20 protein-coding genes are annotated in these 23,761 nt (G+C 61.6%); 8 read left to right on the top strand and 12 right to left on the bottom strand.

Going from position 1 to position 23,761, the window contains the following annotated elements:
* Nucleotides 1-33: 33 nt before the first annotated feature.
* From KCX59_RS17685 to KCX59_RS17660, 6 genes are all read right to left on the bottom strand, one after another.
* The gene (locus tag KCX59_RS17685) at nt 34-1,167 is read right to left on the bottom strand and encodes a Gfo/Idh/MocA family protein (protein ID WP_179017018.1); all 1,134 of its coding nucleotides are present in this window, start codon (nt 1,165-1,167) and stop codon (nt 34-36) included.
* Nucleotides 1,164-1,937 carry a ThuA domain-containing protein gene (locus KCX59_RS17680; protein ID WP_179017017.1) on the bottom strand — a complete coding sequence of 258 codons (774 nt, stop codon included), beginning with the start codon at nt 1,935-1,937 and terminating at the stop codon, nt 1,164-1,166. The genes KCX59_RS17685 and KCX59_RS17680 overlap by 4 nt, the downstream gene beginning before the upstream one ends.
* A 29-nt stretch (nt 1,938-1,966) precedes the next feature.
* A complete protein-coding gene (locus KCX59_RS17675) occupies nt 1,967-2,824 on the bottom strand; it encodes a carbohydrate ABC transporter permease (RefSeq protein ID WP_178995098.1) in 858 nt (285 codons plus the stop codon).
* A 7-nt stretch (nt 2,825-2,831) separates the two neighbouring features.
* A complete protein-coding gene (locus KCX59_RS17670; RefSeq protein WP_179017016.1) occupies nt 2,832-3,821 on the bottom strand; it encodes a carbohydrate ABC transporter permease in 990 nt (329 codons plus the stop codon).
* A 10-nt stretch (nt 3,822-3,831) separates the two neighbouring features.
* Complete coding sequence (locus KCX59_RS17665) at nt 3,832-5,067, bottom strand: sugar ABC transporter substrate-binding protein (RefSeq protein ID WP_091470545.1); 1,236 nt, start codon at nt 5,065-5,067, stop codon at nt 3,832-3,834.
* 102 nt (nt 5,068-5,169) lie between these two features.
* A complete protein-coding gene (locus tag KCX59_RS17660; protein WP_178995092.1) occupies nt 5,170-6,192 on the bottom strand; it encodes a LacI family DNA-binding transcriptional regulator in 1,023 nt (340 codons plus the stop codon).
* A gap of 143 nt (nt 6,193-6,335) precedes the next feature.
* On the opposite strand from KCX59_RS17660, the gene KCX59_RS17655 reads away from it, so the two are divergent.
* The 5 genes from KCX59_RS17655 (at nt 6,336) to paaZ (ending at nt 14,824) form a co-directional block, all read left to right on the top strand.
* Nucleotides 6,336-7,070, top strand: a complete 735-nt coding sequence (locus KCX59_RS17655) for a tyrosine-protein phosphatase (RefSeq protein ID WP_178995090.1) — start codon at nt 6,336-6,338, stop codon at nt 7,068-7,070.
* A gap of 26 nt (nt 7,071-7,096) precedes the next feature.
* The gene (locus tag KCX59_RS17650; RefSeq protein WP_178995088.1) at nt 7,097-8,080 is read left to right on the top strand and encodes a glycosyltransferase family 2 protein; all 984 of its coding nucleotides are present in this window, start codon (nt 7,097-7,099) and stop codon (nt 8,078-8,080) included.
* 145 nt (nt 8,081-8,225) lie between these two features.
* On the top strand, nt 8,226-10,415 hold the full coding sequence (locus KCX59_RS17645; RefSeq protein ID WP_179017015.1) for an S-layer homology domain-containing protein: 2,190 nt from the start codon (nt 8,226-8,228) through the stop codon (nt 10,413-10,415).
* 177 nt (nt 10,416-10,592) lie between these two features.
* On the top strand, nt 10,593-12,509 hold the full coding sequence (locus KCX59_RS17640; protein WP_179017014.1) for an S-layer homology domain-containing protein: 1,917 nt from the start codon (nt 10,593-10,595) through the stop codon (nt 12,507-12,509).
* Nucleotides 12,510-12,724: 215 nt separating this feature from the next.
* The gene (gene paaZ / locus KCX59_RS17635) at nt 12,725-14,824 is read left to right on the top strand and encodes a phenylacetic acid degradation bifunctional protein PaaZ (protein ID WP_179017013.1); all 2,100 of its coding nucleotides are present in this window, start codon (nt 12,725-12,727) and stop codon (nt 14,822-14,824) included.
* Nucleotides 14,825-15,262: 438 nt separating this feature from the next.
* Here paaZ and KCX59_RS17630 read toward each other — a convergent pair whose 3' ends face one another.
* From KCX59_RS17630 to KCX59_RS17620, 3 genes are read right to left on the bottom strand one after another with little or no spacing between them, the layout of a single operon-like run.
* On the bottom strand, nt 15,263-15,865 hold the full coding sequence (locus KCX59_RS17630) for a TetR/AcrR family transcriptional regulator (RefSeq protein ID WP_091470557.1): 603 nt from the start codon (nt 15,863-15,865) through the stop codon (nt 15,263-15,265).
* A 37-nt stretch (nt 15,866-15,902) separates the two neighbouring features.
* On the bottom strand, nt 15,903-17,252 hold the full coding sequence (paaK, locus tag KCX59_RS17625; protein WP_091470559.1) for a phenylacetate--CoA ligase PaaK: 1,350 nt from the start codon (nt 17,250-17,252) through the stop codon (nt 15,903-15,905).
* A gap of 7 nt (nt 17,253-17,259) precedes the next feature.
* Nucleotides 17,260-17,736: a hotdog fold thioesterase gene (locus KCX59_RS17620; protein ID WP_179017012.1), complete on the bottom strand. Its 477-nt coding sequence runs from the start codon at nt 17,734-17,736 to the stop codon at nt 17,260-17,262.
* Nucleotides 17,737-17,844: 108 nt separating this feature from the next.
* On the opposite strand from KCX59_RS17620, the gene KCX59_RS17615 reads away from it, so the two are divergent.
* Nucleotides 17,845-18,423, top strand: coding sequence for a GNAT family N-acetyltransferase (locus KCX59_RS17615; protein WP_091470562.1), 579 nt, complete (start codon nt 17,845-17,847; stop codon nt 18,421-18,423).
* Here KCX59_RS17615 and KCX59_RS17610 read toward each other — a convergent pair.
* Together KCX59_RS17610 and KCX59_RS17605 are read right to left on the bottom strand one after the other, a co-directional pair.
* Complete coding sequence (locus tag KCX59_RS17610) at nt 18,416-19,969, bottom strand: putative bifunctional diguanylate cyclase/phosphodiesterase (protein WP_179017011.1); 1,554 nt, start codon at nt 19,967-19,969, stop codon at nt 18,416-18,418. The genes KCX59_RS17615 and KCX59_RS17610 overlap by 8 nt on opposite strands.
* Before the next feature lie 2 nt (nt 19,970-19,971).
* Complete coding sequence (locus KCX59_RS17605; protein ID WP_178995077.1) at nt 19,972-21,018, bottom strand: hypothetical protein; 1,047 nt, start codon at nt 21,016-21,018, stop codon at nt 19,972-19,974.
* 107 nt (nt 21,019-21,125) lie between these two features.
* Between KCX59_RS17605 and KCX59_RS17600 the strand changes: the two genes are divergently transcribed.
* On the top strand, nt 21,126-21,296 hold the full coding sequence (locus KCX59_RS17600) for a hypothetical protein (RefSeq protein ID WP_017199100.1): 171 nt from the start codon (nt 21,126-21,128) through the stop codon (nt 21,294-21,296).
* A 203-nt stretch (nt 21,297-21,499) separates the two neighbouring features.
* Here KCX59_RS17600 and KCX59_RS17595 read toward each other — a convergent pair whose 3' ends face one another.
* Nucleotides 21,500-23,143 (bottom strand): ATP-binding protein, encoded by a 1,644-nt coding sequence (locus tag KCX59_RS17595; protein ID WP_179017010.1) that lies wholly within the window; start codon nt 23,141-23,143, stop codon nt 21,500-21,502.
* Between the two features lie 221 nt (nt 23,144-23,364).
* Between KCX59_RS17595 and KCX59_RS17590 the strand changes: the two genes are divergently transcribed.
* A complete protein-coding gene (locus KCX59_RS17590) occupies nt 23,365-23,748 on the top strand; it encodes a DUF7793 family protein (RefSeq protein ID WP_179017009.1) in 384 nt (127 codons plus the stop codon).
* Nucleotides 23,749-23,761: the final 13 nt, after the last annotated feature.

Genomic DNA, 23,761 nt, shown 5'->3' with positions numbered 1-23,761 from the left:
TAACCCCTCGGCGAGCTCACAAAGAAGTGCCCGTCACAACGCCACGCTCTCGCCCGCAAGCGCACTCCGCACTGAGGTCCAGGACTTCAGCACCTCCAGCACAGCGGGATCGCGTTCGGCCAGGATGGCTTGTCGGTACGAGTCCTCAAGCAGGGAATCCACGGAAACGCGGGCGCCGGTGGAAGCGCTGAGGATCGCGGCCTCCACCATGGCCAGGCTCATGATGTTCTGGTGAACCCGTCCCATCGGGGTGCTTCCCGTGCGCATAGCGGCCACGAAGTCCCGCAAGGACCCGGCAATTTCCTGGCCGGGATCTTCAGAACTGGCAGCATCGCCGGAAACGGGAACAGAGGAGACCGGTTCCTTGTCGCCGTCCCACAGGACGGTGCCATGCTCACCGCTGATCCGCCATGAGGCGTTCCATGAGGTCTCATGGCCAGGGCTGCACCAGCTGCCGGTGAAAACAAAGCGCTCGCCGCCGGTCATCTCGAAGATGGCCGTGGAACCTGCATCTCCGCGATACCAGCTCCAAGGCGGGTTGTACTCCTCGCAGAATACGGAGACGGGATCGGCGTCGAGTAGGAAGCGGGCCATGTCGAACTGGTGGATAGCCATATCCAGCAGGAGCGGGTGATCCATGGCGTCGCGGAAACCGCCGAAGTGGGGGGCCTTGAAGAACTCGGCTGACACGATTCCAACGGATCCCAGGGCGGACGACAGGCGTTTGGCCGAAAACAGCTGGCGGTTGTATCGCCGGGACTGGCTGACCATGAACAGCTGACCGTGAAGCTCGGCGGCGGCGGCCAGGGAAAGCCCCTGGGACACAGTGGAAGCTACTGGTTTCTCACCGAGGACCGGCAAGCCCGCGGCAAGCGCCTCGGTGGTCACCGGATGATGCGCAGCAGGGACGGTGACGTTGATGACGGCCTGAGTGCCGACGTCGGACGCCAACCGAGCGGTACCCGCACCAATGGGGAGGTCGGGGCGACCCAAGGACGCTGCCGCCTCAGAGGCAGCCCTAAGGTCAAGATCAACGATGCCCGCCAGCTCTACCAACGGCGACTCTTCCACGGTCCGGAGCCAAGCGCGTCCCATGCCGCCGGCGCCTACAACGACGACGCGGAGGGGAGTTCCGTCGTCGGGAATGGTAGCGAAGGGCGTGCTCACGCGTTGGCTCCCTGGTAGCTCTTGCCGTTGAAGAAGTCATTGGTTTCGTAGCGAAGCAGCTCCGGAACAGCGCGTTCGGGGCGGTCGGAGACGGCCCACTCCACGGCGTTGGCGATCACGCGTCGGACGTCCTTGTGGTGGTAAACGGGGTAGTCTTGGTCGCCCGGGCTGAAGAAGAAGATCTTGCCGTGACCGCGCCGGAACGTGCAGCCCGAACGGAAGACTTCGCCGCCGCTGAACGAGCTGATGAACACCAGTTCCTCGGGCGTGGGGATGTCGAAGAACTCGCCGTACATTTCCTGCTGCGGAATCTCGATGGGGTGCGGGATGCCCTTGGCGATGGGGTGCGTGGGGTCCACGGTCCACACAAGTTCGCGGTCCTGCTCGGAGCGCCAACGTAGCGTGCACGAGGTGCCCATGAGCTTGGTGAAGATCTTGGACCAGTGCCCGGAGTGCAGCACGATCAGGCCCATTCCGGCCAAGACGTGCCGGTGGACGCGTTCCACGATCTCGTCCTCAACATCTGCATGGGACATGTGCCCCCACCACGTAAGCACGTCGGTGTTGGCGAGGACTTCCTCGGTGAGGCCGTGTTCCGGTTCGTCCAGGGTTGCGGTCCGGACCTCGACGGCGGTACCCAGGTTCTCCTCGATGCCCGCCTTGACGGCGCCGTGCATACCGTTCGGGTAGAGGCGGGCCACCAGTTCGTCGCGCTTCTCGTGGCGATTCTCGGACCATACGGTGACGCGGATGGGCTGGATCTCAGTCATGATTTCTCCTCTGAAGGTGTGGAAGCGGTCTACTTGACCGCACCGCCGGTGGTGCCGGCGGCGATGAATTTTTGGGCCGCGACCAAAAGGACGATGGCCGGGATGGAGGCGAGTACCGCCGTCGCCATGACGGAACTCCAGTCGTTCACGTAGGCGCCGATGTACTGGAAGATGCCCAGGGTGACGGGTCGTACGGCCTCGGTTGTGGTCAGGGTCAGCGCGAACAGGAAGTCGCTCCACGCGAACAGGAACGTGAAGAGTCCCGCGGTGATCAGGGAGTTCCGGCTCAGCGGAAGCACGATCGACCAGAACGCCCGGAGGTGTCCCGCGCCGTCAACCCGTGCGGCCTCGATCACCGAGGCCGGCATGCCGTTCATGAAGGCCCGGATGATCAGGATGGCGAACGGGATGCCGTGCGCCGAATCAGCCAGGATCAGTCCGGGGATGGAGTTCAGCAGACCGAGATCGTTGTAAGCGGTGTACAGGGCATTGGCCACCACAATTCCCGGGATCATCTGGCTGATGAGGATTGCGAACAGGACCACTCCTGCGCCGCGGACCTTGAAGTAGGCCAAGGCATAGGCGGCCGGGGCTGCAATGGCAAGGCTCAGCGCTACGCTGCCCAGCGAAATGATGAGGCTGGTTCCCAGGTTGCCTGCTTGCTCGTTGATGGCTGTGGCGTAACCCGTGAAGTCGGGCTTCACGGGGAACCATGAGGTTTCCAAGGTGGTGCCGTTCGGTTGCAGGGAGGCGTTGACCATCCAGTAGACCGGGAACAGCATGATGGCCAGGAAGAAGATGGCAAGTGCCGTGTAGCCCCAGTTCTTGCGACCCGTTGGTTTTGGGACGGTACGCCGGAGTGTGGGGGCTTTCAGTACGGTTGTCATGCTGTCCTCACTCGTCCACTGCACGTCGGCTGGCCCGCAAGTACAAGACTGCGAAGACCAGGGAGATGATCACCAGCACGTTTCCCAGGGCCGCACCTTCACCGAACTTGAATTCATGGAAGGAGAGGTTGTAGGACTGCGTCGCGATGGTCTGTGTGGAATTGGCGGGTCCGCCGTTGGTGAGGCCCAGGATGATGTCCAGCACCTTGAGCGTGTAGACGACGCCGAGCACCAGGACCACGCTCACCACTGGCCGCAGCATGGGCCAGGTGATGTGCCGGAAGGCCTTCCAACCGGTGGCACCGTCCAGTGATCCGGCCTCGTACAGTTCGTCCGGGATTTCCTGCAGGCCGCCGTAGAGGATGGTCAGGTTGAACGGAATGCCAATCCAAATGTTCACGCCCACCACGGCAATGAGGGCCAGCGACGTACTGGTGAGCCACGGAATGCCGGTATCGACGATGCCGAGGTCACCCAGGAAACGGTTCAGCGCGCCACTGTCCTTATCCAGGATCCAGCGCCACACAGCACTCGAGACGATCAGGGGAAGGAGCCAGGGAAGCAGGAGCAGGGACCGGAGGATCCCGTTGAGCGGGAACTTGCGCTGGAAGAAGATGGCCAGCGCCAGCCCGATCACGAACTGGCCGATAATGGAGCCGATGGTGAACAGGACGGTGTTCAGCAGCGAGGTTGAGAACAACGACGACGACAATACAGTCACGTAGTTGGTGAACCCTACCCAAGGGGCTTCTCCAGTGAAGAACGTGGAGGTGGTGTATTCCTGGAAGCTCATGACCACGTTCTTGACTACCGGATAGCCGAAGAACAACGTCATGTAGACCACTGCGGGGACCAGGAAGAGCCACTGGAAGATGCGCTCGCGGCGTTGTCGGCTGCTGCGCCTGGGTGCCGGCTTTTCGATCCCTGAGCCGCGGGTTTTCACGGCTGTGCCGGCGGCCTGCCCTTCTGAATGAGGTAAATCGGTAGCTAATGACATGGCAGGTTGCCTACTGACCCTGGGCTTGCTTGAGGGCGTCGGCCGGGGAAGCGTTGCCCGTCAGCGAAGTCTGGATGGCCGTGTAGATCTTGGTGGCCTGTGCCGGCCATTCCTCGCCGAGCTGGCCGGTGCGTGCGCGGGCTGTTTTGATCAGCTCGGTGAACGTGGCGAGCTTGGGGTTGTCGCTGGCGAACTTGTCCGAGAGCGTGGTCTTGGAGGGAATGGTGTTGCGGGCGGTAGCCATGGCGAGCTGGTTCTCGTCGCTGTTCAAGCAGGCAACCATCTCTGCTGCCTTGGCTTGCCGGGCCTTGTTCCCGGTCTGCGGGACAGTCCATACCTCGCCGCCGAGCGGAGCCACGGACGTCTGTCCGGTTTCACGCACAGGAATTTTCACTACGCCGTACTGAAGCGTGGGCTGCTTGTCCAACGCCGGGATCTGCCACGGTCCGTTGACCATCATGGCGGCCTTGCCTGCCAGGAACTGGTCTTTGACATCAGCCTGGGTCCAGTTGAGGGCAGAGGAGGAGACTGAACCGCTCTTGACCAGGTCGGTCCACAGCTGCAGTGCCTGCTCGGTCTCCTTGGTGTCGATCTTCTTCTCATCGCCACCGTTGGACCACATGACAGGAAGGAACTGCCATGTGCCCTCGTAGGTGGGGTTGGCGTTGAACGCCAGTCCGTACTGGTCACCAGCAGTGAGCTTTGCGGAGGCTGCCTTGAGCTCATCCCACGTTGTGGGCGGAGTGACGCCGGCCTTGGCCAGGATGTCCTTGTTGTAGAACAGGGCGATGGTGTTCACAGTGGGTGCCAGGCCGTACACCTTGTCCTTGTACGTGCCGGCGCTCAGCACGCCTTCAGCGAAGTTTTCCGTGCTGACTTTGAAATCGGCAAGGGGAGCCAGGGCGCCGGTGGCCGCGATTTGCTGGAGATCCGGGTTGTCCAACATGAGGACGTCAGGGAGGGTCTTGGAGGAGGACTGCTGGAGAACTTTGGAAATGAGTGATTTCCCGGGGACAGTTTCCCGCTTGACTGTAACGCCCAGCTGGGTGCCGCACTTGGTTAGGGCATCGCCGATGAACGACTTGTCCGGCTCGTTGTTGTAGTAGTCCATCACGGAGAGTTCCGTGACGGCCTCGGAGGACGAAGCGGCGGTGGAGGTGCCGCAGCCGGAGATGACCAGCGGCAGGCCGACCAGGGCGGCCACTGCCAGTGCGAGCGGACGGGATGTCCTTTGTGCTGACTTCATTGTCTGTTCCTTCTTCTGGGAATCGATTTATCGATGCGTATCGACGATGCGTATCGATGAGTTCGGAAAGGGATGCGGATCGGGGGGGCTACAGAGAGGGACTTAGCTGCCGTGGGGTGGGCGGAGCGTGCTTGAACGGTGCGTAATGACCGTAGGTACCAGTTCCAGGGATTCGTGTGGTCCGTGGTTCTCGGCTTCGAGGAGGTCACAAATAATCTTTACCGCGCGGCGGGAAACTTCTGCCGGACGGAGGTCAATGGTGGAAAGCGGAATGGGCTGGAGTTCAGCCAGGGTGGGGGAGGCGCTGCCAATGACGGAGACATCCACCCCCGGAGTCAGGCCGCGGTTGTTCAACACCCGACGGAGTACGTCCTGGACGGTCCCGTCCGGTGCAATGAACGCCGGAACTCCGGTGGTTTCGGCAAGAGCCTTGTCAACAGAGGTGGCGATGACATCGCGGTCGGTGCCGCCTGGCAGGTGCAGTACGCGGACGCCGGCATCTTGGGCCGCCTTGTCGGTGCCGGACATGAAGCGTTCTACGTAATTTACGTGGCGCTCCACCACCTCCGGTTGCCAACCGATCACAGAAATGACACTGTGTCCGGCCGCTGCCAGATCTTGGACGCATTGTTCCCCGGCCATTTCAAAGTCCGCATCGATGCAGACCAAGCCGGAGGGGTCGTGCGGGATTCCGATCAGCACCACGGGTACGTTAAGGCTGCGAACCACGGGGAGGCGTTCGTCATCCCCTTCAACCTGCATGAGGATCAGGCCATCGCAAATCTGCTGGCCCACCACGCGCTTCAGCCCGGGTGCGCCTTCGTCCTCTGTGACCAGGAGAATGTCGTGATCATAGAGTCTGGCGGTGTTGGCGATGACGGACACGAACTCCATGATCGAAGCCATGTGCAGTTCGGGTATGAAGGGGATCACCAGGCCGATGACCCGGGTTTTGCGGCTGGCAAGGGCACGAGCGCCGGCATTGGGTTGATAGGTCAACTGCTGAATAGCGTCTTCAACCTTCTTGCGGGTCTTCTCGGAGATCGGCCGCTTGCCACTCAAAACGTAGGAGACCGTGCTTTGAGCTACTCCGGCGGCTTGGGCAACGTCCTTGCTGGTGGGCATGCCCTGACCTCCTTGTGCTCTCTGCTGAACATTTCCTGTGGTTTGTCGATACGTATCGTCGATGCGCATCGAGAACGAGTATGACATGGGTCACTCAGCCTCCGCAAGACCTCATTCCCAAACTTTGTGCTTAGCTGGCTCCTATGGATGGGACGACTTCAGCTCACCAGGGCGTCCACTGGGACGGCGCCGTCAACGCGTGGCCGATCGCCGGGGACGTGTACCGGATGGGGCGCCACGAATGGGTCACGGAAGCCGGGTGGCAGCAGATGTACGACGACGGCGTCCGCACCGTGATCGATCTCCGCGCCTCGCGCGAGCGGCGGCAACGCGACACCGATCCAGAGGTGCCGGACGACGTGAAGGCGCGTATCGACGTCGTGCATTGCCCAACGGAAGATCCGGACCATCGGGACTTCAGCGAGCTTTTCGGCCCGTACCTGAAGGACCCTGCGCAGTACGGTGATTATCTTGAGCTGTTTGCTGACAAAATCGCGGCGGTCTTCAAAGCCATTGCGGCGTCGCCCGGCAAGGTGGTGGTTCACTGCTCGGCGGGAAGGGACCGTAGCGGCGTGATCGCTTTGATCCTGCAGCGATTGGCCGGGGTTGGTGATGAGGAAATCGTGCACGGATACGAACTCGCAGCGCGGGGGATCAACGAGCGGCACCGCACCCACGGGGCGCCGCATGCCCACGATCCCTACCTGTCCGAGACCGCGCTGGAGGCCATGTTGACCGAGCGGCGGGCGAGTCTGAGGGCATTCCTTGCGTCGCTGGATGCGGCCGGGTTCCTGACAGATAACGGCGTTTCCGGTCCGGAGTTGACCGCCGTCCGGGCAAAACTCGGAGTAGCCAGCGCTGCTAAGATGCAGAGTTGACTAATCTCTGACATGGATGGATCCGCATGACTTCCGGCGCCCGCGTCACCATCGTGACCCGAACCAAGAACCGACCCATCTTCCTGGCACGTGCTTTGGATGACATCTTCGCCCAGACCTTCCAGGACTTCGAGCTGGTGATAGTCAACGACGGCGGTAACCCGGCCGACGTCGAACACCTCACCTCCCAGCGGTCGGAAGCGGAACGGTCCCGCATCACCACCATTCACCATGCTGAGTCAGCCGGCATGGAGGGGGCATCCAACGCTGGCCTCAAGGCCGGTTCCGGCGAGTTCGTGGTGATTCATGACGACGACGACTTCTGGGCCCCCGAGTTCCTGGCCCGCACAGTGGCCTACCTTGACGATCCCGCGCACGCTGCTGAAAGCGGTGTGATGGTGCGTACCGAGATCGTCATCGAGGAGCTTGTGGAGGACAAGATCGAGCCCATCCGCCGCGAAATCTTCTGGGCCGACATGCGGCAGATAACGCTGGCAGACATGCTCAAGATCAACCGCGCGGTGCCTATATCTTTCCTGTACCGACGCAATCTTCACGATCATGTTGGCTACTACAACGAGAACCTGCCGGTGGTGGGCGACTGGGAATTCCACCTTCGCGTCCTGAGCCACTCGCGCGTTGGCTTCCTCGACGGCGAACCTCTCGCCTTCTGGTCGCAGCGGCCGGAATCCGCAGGGCACCACAGTAACAGCATCTTCGCGAAGGTTGCTGAGCATGCACAGTACGACGCCCTGGTCCGCGACGATTACCTCCGCGACCAAGCCGCGCAGGGTGGACTCGGCACCATGCTTTACCTGACGCGCGTGCTTTCTGAGCAAGAGGAACTCATCGTTGCCCAGCAGCGACGCCTGGACGAGTCCGCAGCCAAGCTCGACCACATCCTGGAACGCCTGGAGGCGCTGAACCAGACCGTGGTTGTGCGGACCAGCGTGGGGGAGTTCTTGAAGAAGCCCATGCTTTTGGTGCGGAAGTTGCTCAGGCGGGGCTAGGCGGTTCCCGCGCGGAAACGCCCAGAGTATGAATCTTCACTTCATATAAGAACAACGTATCGACGAACCCCATTGACGCACCCTAATATCGCGATCAGGCCGCAAGTTATGCGGCCTTTTCGTTCGCATCGAACATGGGGGTCAAATGAGGGGCAACTCACGCAGCCGTTTTCGGCTCGTTTTAACACTAGTGGCAGGAATTATCCTTGCCACGCTGCCGGCCGGAATCGCATCCCCGGCACTGGCGGCAGCCACAGCAAGTATTTCAGGGACCGTCACGGTGCCCGCTGGCGTGGACGTGACGAAGATTCGGGTGAGCAGCAGCGGACCAAGCTACAAATCCGTGTATGCCAACAGCAGTGGACAGTACAGCCTTACCGGGCTGGAGGCCGGCCAGTACAAGGTTGATTTCCGGGAGGACACGGAAGTGCCATCGGTGTACGGCACGTACTACGGCTCCGTCGACTACAACCTCGCGACACTTATTACCGTAGGTGAGGGTGCCGCCGTCGCAGGTATTAATCAGACGCTCAAAACTGGTGGCATCATCACCGGGAGCGTGACCGTTCCAGCTGGCGCGGATCCCACCAAGGTCTACGTCAACGCGTACAGCGACAACGGGGGCTCCGGCTACGGCGCTGTTAAGGCGGACGGGACATTCAAGGTCACCGCGCTGGCGACTGGCAATTACAAAGTTTCGTTCCGATACGTCAACTACACGGCATCTCCTGTGGTGGATGCCTACTATCCGGGTGGCGGCTTCGACACGGCAACGCTGGTAGCGGTGGCTGAGGGGAAGACCACACCTGGAATAAACCAGGCGCTCAAACCTGCCGCCATCATTTCAGGAAAGATTTCGGTACCAGCCAACTCGCCCGCCTTCTCTGGGTACGTAATGGTCATGAAGGGTCCGGACTTTTCGCTCAACGCTTCGGCAGGGTCCGATTACATTGGCGACGTGGACTCCAGCGGCGAATATGCAATCGGGGGGCTTGAGCCTGGGACGTACAAAATCAACTTCAGGCCGTTCGGCGGCACCTGGGCGCAAATGTGGCACGGTGGCGTTGCCGGATTCAGCACCTCGCCGACCCTGACGGTCACCCAGGGGCAACAGCTCGGCGGACTCCAGGACACGGCTGTTGCAGGTGGTTCAATATCGGGTTCGGTGGCTGGCGGCACCAATCAATATGTCACTGCTGTTGCCGCGGATGGAACTGTGGTCGGAGGGGCGTCCGCTTCAAATCCTGCCACTGGGTACACCGTCAATAACGTCTTCCCTGGAAGCTACAAAGTCCAGTTCAATCGCTCAAGTGGTGTGACTACTACCCAGGAAGCCCAGTATTACAAGGACCTCCCCGAGTCCAGTGGCGCCGGAGGTGCTACATCGGTGACAGTCTCGGCAGGGCAGAACGCTGCGAATATTGATGCCACCACACGTACCGGCGGTACGGCTTCGGGCAAGGTTGTGGGCGCTGACGGCGCCCCTCTTGAGAACGTCCCGGTCCGCGTATACACAAAGGATGGTTCCTTGGTCACCCGGGCTGCCCGAACAGCGGTAGACGGAACGTTCAAAGTGACTGGGCTCAGCGCCGGGAATTACCTGGTGGCAGCCAACATGCTCGGCGGGCCGCTGGGCCCGATCTTCTCCGGCAACACACGGGTGGAAGCCAACGCCACGACCGTTGCTGCTGCACTCGGCCAGAATACGGACCTTGGGACGCTGAGCTATGCCACGGCCTCTCAAGGGACACCGTCGTTCTCGGATGTTCCGGTGGGTGCGCAGTTCTCTGCTGAGATTTCGTGGCTTGCTGAGAAGGGGATTTCCACTGGCTGGACCGAAGCCAACGGGTCTACGACGTTCCGACCGTTGCAGCCGGTGAATCGTGATGCGATGGCGGCGTTCATGTATCGCTTGGCGGGTAAGCCTGCGTTTGCGGCTCCTGCGGTGTCGCCGTTTGCGGATGTGCCTGTTGGTGCCCAGTTCTACAAGGAGATCACTTGGCTTGCGGCGCAGGGGATTTCCACCGGGTGGGTTGAGGCTGATGGGTCCAAGACGTATCGGCCGTTGCAGCCGGTGAACCGTGATGCGATGGCGGCGTTCATGTACCGGTTGGCGGGTAAGCCTGCGTCTACGGCTCCTGCGGTGTCGCCGTTTGCGGACGTGCCTTCCGGGGCGCAGTTCTACAAGGAGATCACCTGGCTTGCAGCTCAGGGGATCTCCACCGGGTGGACCGAGGCTGATGGGTCAAAGACGTATCGGCCGTTGCAGGCGGTGAACCGGGACGCGATGGCGGCGTTCATGTTCCGCTACAACACAAAGTTCGGCTCCATCTAGCCTACGAATCAACCGGAAAGGGTTGGCTCCATTTCGATGGAAGCAAACCCTTTCTGGCTAGGCTCTGGCTTGGCGGATTCAAATAACATCGGCGTTTAGAATAATTGGATTTCTCCATTAGGATCGCGAGGGGCCGCCATTTGCGGCCCCTTCGTTCGCATGAAACATGGGGGACCCATGAGGGGTTATTCTCGCGGCCGTTTTCGGCTCGCTCTCACTCTATTAGCAGCACTCATCTTGGGTGCCTTGCCTGCCGGGATCGCATCCCCGGCGTTTGCAGCAACTACGGGCAGTATCTCAGGAACGGTCACCGTGCCTGCGGGTGTGGATGTCACCAAGGTAACAGTCTTCGCTGGCCCGGAAATCGGTGGCTATCAAACGGCCAGTGTGGCCTCGGATGGAACGTTCACGGTCAGTGGACTTCCCGCGGTTAACCACTGGGTAAATTTCTCTTACTTCGAATCCCCGTCTCCGGTAGTCGGGGCCTATTACTCAACCTCTCCGGATGGTTCAAGAACGCTCGTCAGCGTTTCAGCGGGGGCCACTACCTCTGGCATCAATCAGACGCTGAAGCCCGCTGCGATGGTCTCGGGCAATATCTCGGTTCCAGCGGGTATGCCCGCTTTCACCGGGCAGGTCAGCCTTGAGGCCGGGCCTGACTACACCAAGAATGAGTTCGTGGGATCGGCGTGGATTAGTGCCGACAAGTTGGGGAACTACACCATCGGCGGTTTGGAAGCCGGAACCTACAAGCTTCGCTTCGCGTCATTCAGCGACAAGTGGGCCACCATGTGGCACGGCGGTGTGGCCTCTGCCGGCAGTTCGCCGTCGGTGACAGTGACTGAAGGGCAGCAGCTCGCGGGCATTCAGGACTCTGCCGTTGCGGCCGCCACTATCGCGGGTTCCATCGCGGGCGCACCTGCTCCGGGCCCCACGATGAGTGGTCCGGGCATGAGTATTACTGCCATTGCCCAAGACGGCACTGTTGCAGCGTCTACGGTCATGGAAACGTCGCAGACCACCTACGCGCTGAAGAACCTGTTGCCGGGTGCGTACAAGGTTCAGTTCAACCGGACCAAGGGATTCATCTCCAATTACGAGGCCCAGTTGTATAAGAACCTCCCGGAGTCCGGGGGCGCGGCTCACGCAACTCCAGTGACTGTGGGTGCAGGACAGGCCGTTTCCGGCGTCAACGCAACCGTTCGCCAGGGAGGAACGCTGACTGGGAAGGTTCTGGGCTCTACTGGTACTCCCCTGAACGGTGTGCGGGTCAACGTTTACACCAAGGATGAGTCTCTGGTCACCCGATTCTCCTACACCGCAGCAGACGGGACATTCAAGGTCACCGGCCTGACCACGGGACTCTACTTTGTCTCAGCGGAACCTGCCGGTGAGTCCGGTCCGATCTTCTCCGGCAACGTCCTTGCAGAGGCCAACGCCCGGTCCGTTTCCTCTTTCGTAGGCCAGAATACGGACCTTGGCACGCTGAGCTACGCGACTGCGACGCAGGGTACCCGGGGCTTTGACGATGTTCCCCTAGGCGCCCAGTTCCAGAATGAAATCCTCTGGTTGGCCAACGAAGGAATCTCCACCGGTTGGGAAGCCAATGGGTCCAGGACTTACCAGCCCCTGACCCCGGTGAATCGTGACGCCATGGCTGCGTTCATGTACCGGTTGTCGGGTGAGCCTGAGTTCACGCCGCCTGCTGTTTCTCCCTTCGCTGACCTCCCCACGGACGCCAAGTTCTACAAGGAGATCACCTGGCTTGCTGACAAAGGCATCTCCACGGGTTGGGAAGAGGCTGACAAGACCAAGACCTACCGGCCCCTGCAGCCTGTGAACCGAGATGCCATGGCTGCTTTCATGTACCGCTTGGCTGAGCAGCCCGAGTTCACCGCGCCGGCAACTTCGCCATTCGTTGATGTTCCTGTCGGCGCTCAGTTCTACAAGGAGATCACCTGGCTTGCAGCTCAGGGCATCTCAACGGGTTGGGCCGAATCAGCTGGCAAGTCCTTCAAGCCGCTGCTGCCCGTGAACCGAGATGCGATGGCAGCATTCATGTTCAGGTTTGACGCAAAGTTCGGCGCCATCTAGCCGAGTCACCGGTCGCAAGCCTGTACAAGTAAGGGTCGGTCTCCCACCAAGGAGGCCGGCCCTTCGTTGTGCTCCAACCAAGCAGCAAAATTCCTGCTGTACTCCACCGGGCATTCATGTACCCTGTATATATTACCGAACGGCCGGTCAGTAATGTTGACTCCAGTCAGCAGGGACCGTGCCGATTTCACGTGCCTTGGAAGGACCCGTCGACGATGACCACTACCGCAGTCGCCCCGGAAACCACAGCCGTTGCAACCGTCCCCAGCTATGTCCAGGATGCTTGGTGGACGCCGGCAGCCGACGTCAGGAAAGTCCCGGTCCGTGATGCCAGCACCGGCGAAGTGCTGGCCAACGTCAGCACCGACGGACTGGACCTCGCCGCCGTCGTAAATTACGGCCGCACCACCGGGCAAACTGAACTTGGGAAGCTGACGTTCCACCAGCGCGCGCTCAAGCTCAAAGAGCTTGCCATGTACCTCAACGGCCGCCGCGAGGAACTATACGAATCCTCTTCGCAGAGCGGTGCCACCAAGATCGACAACATGATCGATATCGATGGCGGCATCGGTGTGCTCTTCACGTTCGGCTCCAAGGGCCGCCGCGAGCTGCCCAACTCACAGGTTGTGGTGGACGGTCCCATGGAGACGTTGTCCAAGGACGGATCGTTCGTCGCCGAGCACATCTACACCAGGATTCCCGGCGTCGCAGTCCAGATCAACGCGTTCAACTTCCCGGTCTGGGGCATGCTGGAAAAGTTCGCTCCGGCGTTCCTCGCCGGCGTCCCCACCATCGTGAAGCCGGCCACGCCCACGGGTTACGTTGCCGCTGCGGCGGTCAAGGCAATCGTCGAGTCGGGAATTCTCCCGGCAGGCTCCCTTCAGCTGATCTCCGGTTCTGCCCGCACCATCCTTGATGAGCTCGACTACCGCGACCTCGTTTCGTTCACCGGCTCGGCATCCACTGCCAACTCGCTCAAGGGCCACAAGAACGTGGTGCAGGGCGGCATCCGCTTCACCTCCGAGACCGACTCCCTCAACGCCGCCATCCTCGGGCCCGACGCCGTCCCGGGCACCCCGGAGTTCGACGCTTTCATCAAGGCGGTGGTCACTGAGATGACCGTCAAGGCCGGCCAAAAGTGCACCGCGATCCGCCGCGTTATCGTCCCGCAGGAGCTGACGGCCGACGTCGCTGCTGCCGTCGGTGCGCGAATCAACGAACGCGTCGTGGTTGGCGACCCGCGCGCCGATGGCGTCACCATGGGCGCCTTGGCGTCGCTGGAACAGCTCGCCGACGTCCGTGCGGCGGTTCAGTCAATGCTCGACGCCGGTGGTGAGCTTGCGTACGGATCTCTCGATTCGCCGTCGGTCACCTCCGTTGGTGGCGGCGTGGGCGTAGTGGAAGACGGTGCCTTCATGTCGCCGGTCCTCCTGAGCTGGGCAGACGCTGAAGCCGAAGAGGTCCACTCACTCGAAGCTTTCGGTCCGGTGTCCTCGGTGATCGGGTACTCGGATCTCGCCGATGCCATCCGTCTGGCAGCCCGCGGCTCTGGCTCCCTGGTGGCATCGGTGTGCACCAACGATCCTTCCGTGGCGCAGGAACTGGTGGTGGGCATCGCTGCCCACCACGGCCGCGTTCACATGCTCAACCGTGAAGACGCGCGCTCGTCCACCGGCCACGGTTCCCCGGTCCCACACTTGGTTCACGGCGGTCCCGGCCGCGCAGGTGGCGGCGAGGAGCTGGGCGGCATCCGATCCGTCCTGCACCACATGCAGCGCACGGCCATTCAGGGTTCCCCCAACATGCTGACCGCCGTTACGGGCCTCTGGCACACGGGCGCTGACCGGAACTTCACCGTAGAAACCGAGGGGGAGCACCCGTTCCGGAAGCACCTCTCCACCCTCCGCATCGGTGACGCTGTTCGCTCGGACCTTCGCGAGGTCAAGCTTGAGGACATCACTGCCTTCGCGAACTCGACGGGTGACACCTTCTACGCACACACCAACCAGGAAGCCGCCGAGGCCAACCCGTTCTTCCCCGGTATTGTGGCCCACGGTTACTTGCTTTTGAGCTGGGCTGCCGGGCTCTTTGTTGAGCCAGCTCCGGGTCCCGTACTGGCGAACTATGGCTTGGAGAACCTGCGCTTCATCACCCCTGTTGCAGCCGGCGACTCCATCCGGGTCACGCTGACGGCCAAGAAGATCACCCCCCGCGAGACCGACGAATACGGTGAGGTGGCCTGGGACGCCGTCCTGACCAATCAGAACGACGAAATCGTGGCCACGTACGACGTCCTCACCCTCGTAGAGAAATAACCCTCTCTCACGTCCCGCGGGTTTGAGGGTGTCGCTCTCTCACGTTCCGCGGGTTTGAGGGGGTCGCTCTCTCACGTCCCGCGGGTTTGAGGGGGTCGCTCTCTCACGTTCCGCGGGTTTGAGGGTGTCGCTCTCTCACGTCCCGCGGGCTTGAGGGAGTGGCTCTCCACCTACGACGAAATGCCTTTCCACGTTACGTGGGAGGGCGTTTCGCGTTCGGGGGACCAATGGTCAGGAGGGGTGTCCGCCGGCGGATCCGGCTCCTAGACGATCGGCCGAAAGCCCGCAGTCCGAGGGATGTGAGAGACGACAGGCGGGAAGCCCGAGGGATGTGAGAGACGATCGGCGGGAAGTCCGGGGGATGTGAGAGAGGGCCGGCCGGGAGTCCGGGGGATGTGAGAGAGGGACGGTGGGAAGCCCGAGGGATGTGAGAGACGGTCAGGCGGCCGTGTGGAGGCCGTCGAAGGCCATGGTGATGACGTCGTCGGCGAGCTTCTCCGGGGACAGCGAGCCGCCCGGCTTGTACCACTCCACGATCGAGTTGATGGTACCGAACAGGAGGCGTGTGACGGTGCGCGGATCGATGTCCTGGCGCAGCGAGCCATCCTCGCGGGCAGCGGCAATCAGCTCGGCCACCTTGTGGTCGAAGGCGCGGCGACGTTCCAGTGCATCACGCTCGATCTCCGTGTTGCCCCGCAATCGCAGCAGCAGGGTCACGAAGGGGAGCCTGTCCACCAGCACCGCAATGGTCTGCCGCAGTACGAACTCCAGCCGAGCATCGGCGGGCCCGGACGTAGCGGCCGGCTCCTCCAGGATGGCTTCAAGACCACCCAACGCGTGGTCCAGGGCGAGCTTCAGCAGATCGCCCTTGGACGGCACGTGGTGGTAGATGGCTGACTTCGAGATCCCGAGATTTTCGGCCAGGATGCCCATGGACGTTGCGTCGTACCCGTGGCGGTTGAAGACGTCGACGGCGATGCGGAGCACCGACTGCTGGTCATAACCGGGCCGTCCGCGCTTGGTGGTGGTCTCAGTAGGCATGCTGGCATTTTCTCACGATCTCAACGGGGGAAGGCGCTCAGCCTTTGGGTCGCATGTCGTAGATCCGGCGAAGCTTGCCGTTGGACCGTTCAAGGGAGCCGGGCTCCACGACGTCAACTACGCAAGATGACCCGACGTGAATCTTGATCTGCTCACGCAAGGTGTGTGCCGCCGTCGTGCCTGCCTCGGACGGGACGTTCTCGCGGCGCTCGATCTTGACGGTCAGCGAATCCATGCGCTTGCCTTCGGGGCGGGTGATTTCGAGCTGGAAGTGGGGGCTGAGCTCGGGGATGCGGAGCGCGATTTCCTCGATCTGTGACGGGAACAGGTTCACGCCGCGAAGGATGATCATGTCGTCGCTGCGGCCGGTGATGCGGCCCATGCGGCGGTGCGCGGGGCGTGCGGTGCCGGGGAGCAGGCGGGTGAGGTCCTTGGTGCGGTAGCGGATGATCGGCAACGCTTCCTTGGTGAGGGAAGTGAAGACGAGTTCGCCGGGTTCGCCGTCGGCCAGCACGGTCGAGTGGTCGAACGGATCGATGATTTCGGGGCGGAAGTGGTCCTCCCAGATGTGGCAGCCGTCCTGCGTTTCAACAGCTTCGCCGGCGACGCCCGGGCCCATGACTTCGGAGAGCCCGTAGATGTCCGAGGCTTTGATGTTCATGGTGGTTTCAAGCTCGTGGCGCATTTCTTCGGTCCACGGTTCGGCGCCCAGGACGGCGTACTTGAGCGAAGTGGACGTGGGGTCGATGCCTTGGTGTTGCATGGCATCGGCGATGGTGAGCAGGTAGGTGGGAGTGGCCAGGATGGCGTCCGGCTTGAAGTCCTGGATGAGCTGGATCTGGCGTTCGGTCTGACCGCCGGAGATGGGGATGACGGTGCAACCGAGCGCTTCAGCACCCGCGTGCGCGCCGAGGCCGCCGGTGAACAGGCCGTAGCCGTAGGCGTTGTGGACCTTCATCCCGGGCCGGACGCCGGAGGCGCGGAAGGAGCGTGCCACCAGGGTCGCCCAGTTGGCGAGGTCGTTCTTGGTGTAGCCAACAACGGTGGGGCGGCCGGTGGTGCCGGAGCTCGCATGAATTCGCGCCACCTGGTCCTGCGGGACGGCGAACATACCAAAGGGGTACTCCAGCCGGAGGTCTTCCTTGGTGGTGTAGGGGAACTTGCCGAGGTCGCTCAACTCGCGGAGATCCGTGGGGTGCACGCCTGCTTCGTCGAACTTGCGCTTGTACAGCGGCACGCGATCGTAGGCGTACGCCACCGTGTGCTGGAGGCGAGTGAGCTGCAAGGCCTCGAGTTCGTCGCGGGAGATGGTTTCTTCACGGTCAAGCACTGGGGCGGTTTCCTTGGTTGAGGATGCTGCGGGTGCGGCCACGGTGTTCTGCGTCATGGGTTTCCTACTTCTTGGAGATGGTGCGGCTGCGGCCACGGAACTCAGCGATGAGCTCCCCGCTAGCGGGATCGGAAGCTATGGGATCAGAGGCGTCTTCGTCCGGGGAAGCCGCATATATCTGGATGTCGTAAAGGCCGCTTCGGCCGGTGCTCGCGCGGCGGTTTGCGACGGCGGTGATCACCTGGCCCTGGAACGCCGGCTTGATGAAGTTGATATCGACGCCGGACGCCACCGTGATGTTGGCGGCTTGCTTTGGCGTGGGGTTGGCCGGGTTGCAGGCCAGTGCGAAGGCGGTGTCGCCGAACGCGAAGATCATTCCGCCGTGTGCCATGCCGAACCCATTGAGCATTTCCTTGCGGAGATGCATGCGGATGGTGGCGTGGCCGTCGTCGAGCTTGAGGACCTCGATGCCCATCCATTCGGACGCGTAGTCGTTCGTCAGGATGTGGTGCTGTGCACCGGAGAGGGTTGTTTCAACCATGCGTCATTGCCTCCAGCTTTATTTACCGAATGTTCATTAGGTAATCCCAGATCGCGCCACGTGTCAAGACTGGACCATGATTCGCCCGTACCTAGTAGCCTCGGAGTCATGCCCGAAATTGAGCTTCCCATCATCACCGATCGACTCATCCTGCGGCGGTTCGAGGCCGAGGACCTTGAACGGTTCCACGGTTATCAGTCGCTTCCCGAAACTGCCCGGTACCTCCTGCGCAACGAGCTGACCAAGACCAAGTCCATGGAGGTCCTCGGCAGGTACGCCAACTTCGAGTTCAACCAGGAAGGCGACTGGGTATGCCTTGCCATCGAGCGCAAGGACCACCCCGGCCTGATGGGCGAGGTAGTGCTGAAGTGGTTGGAGGGTACCGGACAAGGTGAGCTGGGCTGGATACTGCATCCGGAGGCGCGTGGCCACGGCATCGCCACGGAGGCTGCGGAAGCCGTCATGAAGCTGGCATTCGAGAAACTGGCCTTCCACCGCATCGACGCAAAGCTGGATGCGCTCAACGCCGGTTCTGCTGGCATCTGCAAACGCCTGGGCATGCGGCTCGAAGCCACTCTGGTGGACAACTGGCACTACAAAGGCCAGTGGGCCACCGAGAACATTTACGCGATTCTGGACTCGGAGTGGCGCACGCGGCACCATCCGTGGACCCGGAAAATCAGCTGACGGGCCACGTCTTGTGGTGTTTCAGCTGTTCGGTCAATTGCGCTGCAGGCAAAGGACGGCTGAAGTAGTAGCCTTGGCCGCTGGTGCACCCGATGCTCAGGAGGTACTCGGCCTGCTCGGCGGTTTCCACGCCCTCCCACACAGCAGCCAGGCCGCAGGCGCGGATGAGCTGCAGTACGGCGGCGAGAAGGGCTGGCTGCGACGGGTCGCTGCCCAGGGCGGAGAGCAGCGTCCGATCCACTTTGACCGTATCCACGGGCAGTTGGCGAAGGTAGCTGATGGAAGAGTAGCCGGTGCCGAAATCGTCAATCTCCAGTCCCACGCCAAGGCGTCGCAGGCTGTTGAGCGTGTAACGGTCCAGGTCGTTGCCTTGGATCACGGCGCTTTCGGTCAGCTCCAGGACCAGTAGCGATGGGTCCAGGTCGGCTGATACCAGCGCCTCGCGAACGTCTTCAATGAACTCAAGACGCTGCAGGTCCGCGGCTGAAACGTTGATGCGCATGCTGAAGTCGTGGCCCGCCGTCAGGGGGTCGGTTCGCCATTGCTTCAACTGCTCGACGGCGGTGCGGAGCACCCAGCCGCCCAGATCGGAGATCATTCCCGTTTCCTCGGCAATGGGAATGAACTCATCCGGCATGATGATTCCACGGGTGGGGTGGTTCCAGCGGACCAAGGCTTCCACCCCCTCAATCTCGCGGGTATCCAGCCTGATGATGGGCTGGTAATAGAGCACCAGCTGAGAATCGGTGATCGCTTCTTTGAGCTCGCCCACCAGCTGGTTCCGCATTTGCCGGGCCAGCAGCATGTCAGGGGCGAACACCTTGAGCTTGCCGCGCCCGTCCGCCTTGGACTCGTACATGGCGATGTCCGCTTCCATCATGAGCTCCGCTGCACGCTGGCCTGGATCGGCTATCCGGAGCCCCATGCTGACCCCGCAGCGGAGGTGTTGGCCCTCAATCTCCATCGCCCCCACCACGGCGGCGAGGATTCGGCTGCCGATGGCGCTGGCCTCTGCAGGGGTCACCTCCGGAAGCAGGACAGCGAACTCGTCGCCGCCCATGCGGGCAACCATGTCCTGCTCGCGGACAGCACCGCTGATACGGTTCGCCACTGTTTCCAGGACCTTGTCACCGATGGTGTGGCCAAGTGAATCATTGATGGCCTTGAAGCCATCCATATCCAGCAGGAGGATCCCCGGCCGTTTGTTGCCTTGCACGCTGTTCGCTTGCGCCTCGCTCAGGGCGGTGGCGAAAGCGGAGCGGTTGTTCAAGCCCGTCAGGGGATCCGTCATGGCCATGCGCTGCATCGCAAGATGCGCTTCGTTGAGCTGTTGTGTCCGGGCTTGCACCCTTTGCTCCAGCTCCTCGTAGACGATCTGTAGATCTTCGGCCAACAGGTTGGTGCCCATGATTACGGCGTCAATCTCGTCGCGTGCCTCGGAGACCCGGATCCTGGTGTTCAGGTCTCCGGCCGCCAACCTGACGATGCCTTCCAAGAGGAGCCCCAAACGGGGGTCATTCGCGGAGTACATTTCTGAGTCAGACATGCTCACTCCCCGTGCGGCCCGCCCCGGACGCTTTGCCGAAGATGCTCGCGAACGGCTGCGCTGCGCTCGGGCAGGGCCGCTTGGTCGAAGAGCTTAGCTGCTTCTTCGAAAGCAGCCATGCCTTCTTCATGTCGCTCGGACGCCAGCAAAGTCCGCCCGAACAGAAAATGGGCTTCGGCGGACGTTTGGGTAGCCAGAATGGAGGAACGCGAGCAAAGGGGTTCAAGGATCGCCAGGGCTTCCTGCATATCACCGGCGAGGTAATTCCAATGGGCGCGGACCAAGGACATTTCCAGATGATCCCGCTCGGAACCGCCCACAATATCGGTAGCGAGCTCTGCCCTTTCAATGCACCGAAGGGTCGCCGCATCACCGAGTTTTGCCTGCAACCGCATTTCCGCAGAGGCGCGGTTGAAGCGAGCCCACAAATCAACGTCCTTTGACGGTGAAAGCCGTTCGGCGGCCAGATCGTGGTACCGGCCCCCATCTGTAACGCGGTCAGCGAGGAAAGCAACGTTTCCGATCACCCAGTAGCCCTTACCCGCGGTGTCTTCATCAATGTCGTCAGAAATCAAGGTCTCAAGAACAAGGCATTCCCGCCACGCATCATCCAGCAGTCGGCTCTCAGCCAAGGCCGCGATGAGGGCGCGTTGGGCAAGGACCTGAACGTAGAGGAGATCCGGGTCCGTGGCGGCAAGTTTTGCGGCGTCGGCCGCCATGGTTGCGGCTTCGGCAAGCCGGCCGAGGCCTTGCAGCCCGATGGCTACCATTGTTCCTGCCTTGGCACCGAGCTCGGCTGAGGAAGCTGTAAGGCTGTGATCATTGAGGGAGGTCGCCAGTGCCAGGTATTCCTCGATGGTTCCTTGGTCACGGAGGCACTCCGCCTGCAGGTAACGCATGTTCCACCAGGCCAGTTCGTCGCCGGCATCCCGGGCGAGTTCCGCAGCCTCAGCAGCCATCTTGAAGGCCTCGTCAAAGTCCCGAGCCTTCCATTTGGCGCGTGCATTGAGTCCGGCAACAAGGTGGGTGGCCAGGTGAGGACTTTGCATGTGCCCATTATCCATGTCATTGCGGAAGAAAAGCTCGTATAGTTTGCCCCGTGACTTTATTCAAGTCACAGTCAATAAATTCGCATCAGTACGAAAGGGCATAGCGGATGAAAAAATTTGCGGCAACCCTGCTCATGGCGGCGGTTCTGGCAGTAACGGGATTCGCTGCTCCGGCTAATGCCGAGCCTACGCAGGACAGCACGGCAATCGGCTGGTGGCCGAACAGCACCACCACAGGTAAGACGAACACCACCAGCATCGGTTGGTGGCCGAACTAAACATTGGGGGAGCGCCTCTCAAGGCCATACGAGCTAAATTGATGCCCTGGGCTGCTGCCCGGGGCATCAGTTTTGTTTCTTTGCATGTCGAGCATTAGTGACCACAGATCACATCTTCCGGGCCTGGCAATGACACCGCTGTCACAGTCGCGGAGGGCGCAGCCGAAACCTGTCACTCAAGCGGTCGGTTACAGCTAGCCAGCCTACGGTCCTCCCACCGGCAACTCCACGGATACCGTGGTCCCGGATCCCAAAATGGAGTCAAAGGCCATGCGGCCCATATGGCGGCTGATGATGTCGTTGGCGATCGCCAGCCCCAATCCGCTGCCCGGTACTGCCGCAGACGTGGCGTTGGACGCGCGGTAGAAGCGCGTCAGGATGTGGGGGAGGTCGTGTTCCGGGATGCCCAAGCCATTGTCTTCGATCTGCACAAGGGCTGCCCGCCCGCCATTCTCGGAAGCTGCCATGGCGCTGGTGATGCCAACACGGCCGCCCTCGGGAGTGAACTTGATGGCGTTGGCTACGATGTTGGTGAACACCTGTTCAAGCTTTGCTTCATCTGCAGTGACTTCAATGTCTTCGGTCGCCTCCGTAAAGGACACGGAAACATGGCGCGACTCTGCCAACGGCCGGAGAGTTGCCACCACCACCTGCAGGAGCTTGTCGAGATCGACCGGCTTGAGGTCCAGGTTGCTGCCGTCCTGCATGGAGACTGTGAGCATGTCCTCAATCAGCCTGCGCAAGCGGTCCGAGTTGCGGGCAATAACGTCCAGCATTTTCCTGATGCCCTCGGGAACCGGGCCTCCGGAGCCGTCCTGGATCATATCCAGGTAGGCGGTGATGGAGGTGAGGGGTGTCCGTAGCTCATGGTTTACGGTGGCCAGGAAATCGGTCTTAGCCTTGTCCAGTTGCCTCAACTGGTGCAGGACGCGCTGCTGGGCACTGATGAGGTGCCCTTGGATGAGGCCGTGGGCTACGTTCCCGGCGACGTGCTGCATCAAGGCGATCTCGGCACGCGTCCAGTCGTGACGCTCCTGCACAGTGGACAACAGGATGATGCCCATGGCGGAAGCGCCTTCGCCAACAGGAAGCAGCACAGTGGATATGGGTTTAAGTCCGCCGGACCACTCCTGAAGTGCTTTGGCGATCTTCGAGTCAGGGTCTTCCCGGTGGTCCGCTACCGCGAGGACGTCCGCCTCGGCCCAGAGCCGGTTTGCCGTTTCGATGATGATGTTTTCGCTCTCGCCCAGCCTTGCCGGCAGCAGCGGAAGTCCCGGACGGTTCCATTGCGCCCGAATGCTGGGGACCCGTTCATCGCGGAAGGTGGCGAACCAAACATGGTCTGCGCCTAAGGCCTCGCCAAAACCGCGAACCACGTGCTCGGCGATCAGCTGCGGATCATTGGTCTGCCTTATTGCTGAAGAGACGTTCCGGAGGCTTTCCCGCAGTGCTTCGATTTCGCCACGGGAGCGTGCACGCTCCTTTGCACGACCGATCAGGGTTTCAACCCGGTGGACGAGTTCCCCGGGCCGGACCGGGTTGATGAGGTAGTCAGATACGCGCCAGGACTCCACTTCCCCAAGGTCTACAGACTCCTGAGCACCAAGAAGCAGCAGGACAGGAACCCCTGGACTGCCAAGTCCATGGGCAAGGGCGTTCTCAGCCACCACCACTGAGGGGCGGAGTTGCTGGAGATGCAAGGCCATGGAGGCGGTGTCTGCGGCAGGGAAAACCTGGAAGCCCGCTGCACGAAGCACGGACGTGGTGGCCGCCAGACGGTCATGGTCTGAGTCCGCCACGACAGCCGAGCGGGAGGCCTGCTGTTCACCGGCAACGGTCTCGCCCACTGAGCCCCTTCCGTTCCACCTTTGGTCCACAATATTTCAGGATTTGGCAACACCCTATCAGCGGCATAGCGGCCAGTGGCCGCCCAACTCCAAACAAGCTTCTTGAGTCGTGGGACACACCTTTACTTTGACTCCCGGATTCGACAGCCTTGAGGCAGTGAGTGTGGGGGATCCATTCCGGATTTCCACCGCAGCCGTTTGGAAAAAGTGCGAGGAGAATCGTGGACCACCCAGCGACACCGCAAGACCACCAACAGGTGACATTCGAATTGGAACTCGAAGAGCCTGGGATCCTGCGCCTGACTTGGCCGCGAGGCGCCCGGATCAAGGAACCGGATGCCCAAAGGGCCATGGACAGGGTCAACGAAATTTGCGGCTCGGACCGGCATCCCATGATTGTTGACATGGCAACTACGGACGAAGTCACCAGGGGCGCCCGATCAGTGTTTGCCAAACCTTGCCAGGCTTCCCGCATCGCCCTGTGGGGTTCGTCCCCAGTGGACAGGGTCATCGCCAACTTCTTCCTGGGCATCATGAAGCCGCCGTGCCCCACCAAGTTCTTCACCTCCGAAACAGAAGCGTTGGAGTGGCTGGTGGAGGCATAGAGCCCCATATATT

Source organism: Paenarthrobacter nitroguajacolicus (genome assembly GCF_051027655.1).
In the GTDB taxonomy this organism is placed as follows: domain Bacteria; phylum Actinomycetota; class Actinomycetes; order Actinomycetales; family Micrococcaceae; genus Arthrobacter; species Arthrobacter nitroguajacolicus.
Note: the sequence above shows the minus strand (reverse complement) of the source record. Positions and strands in the feature narration are given on the sequence as shown.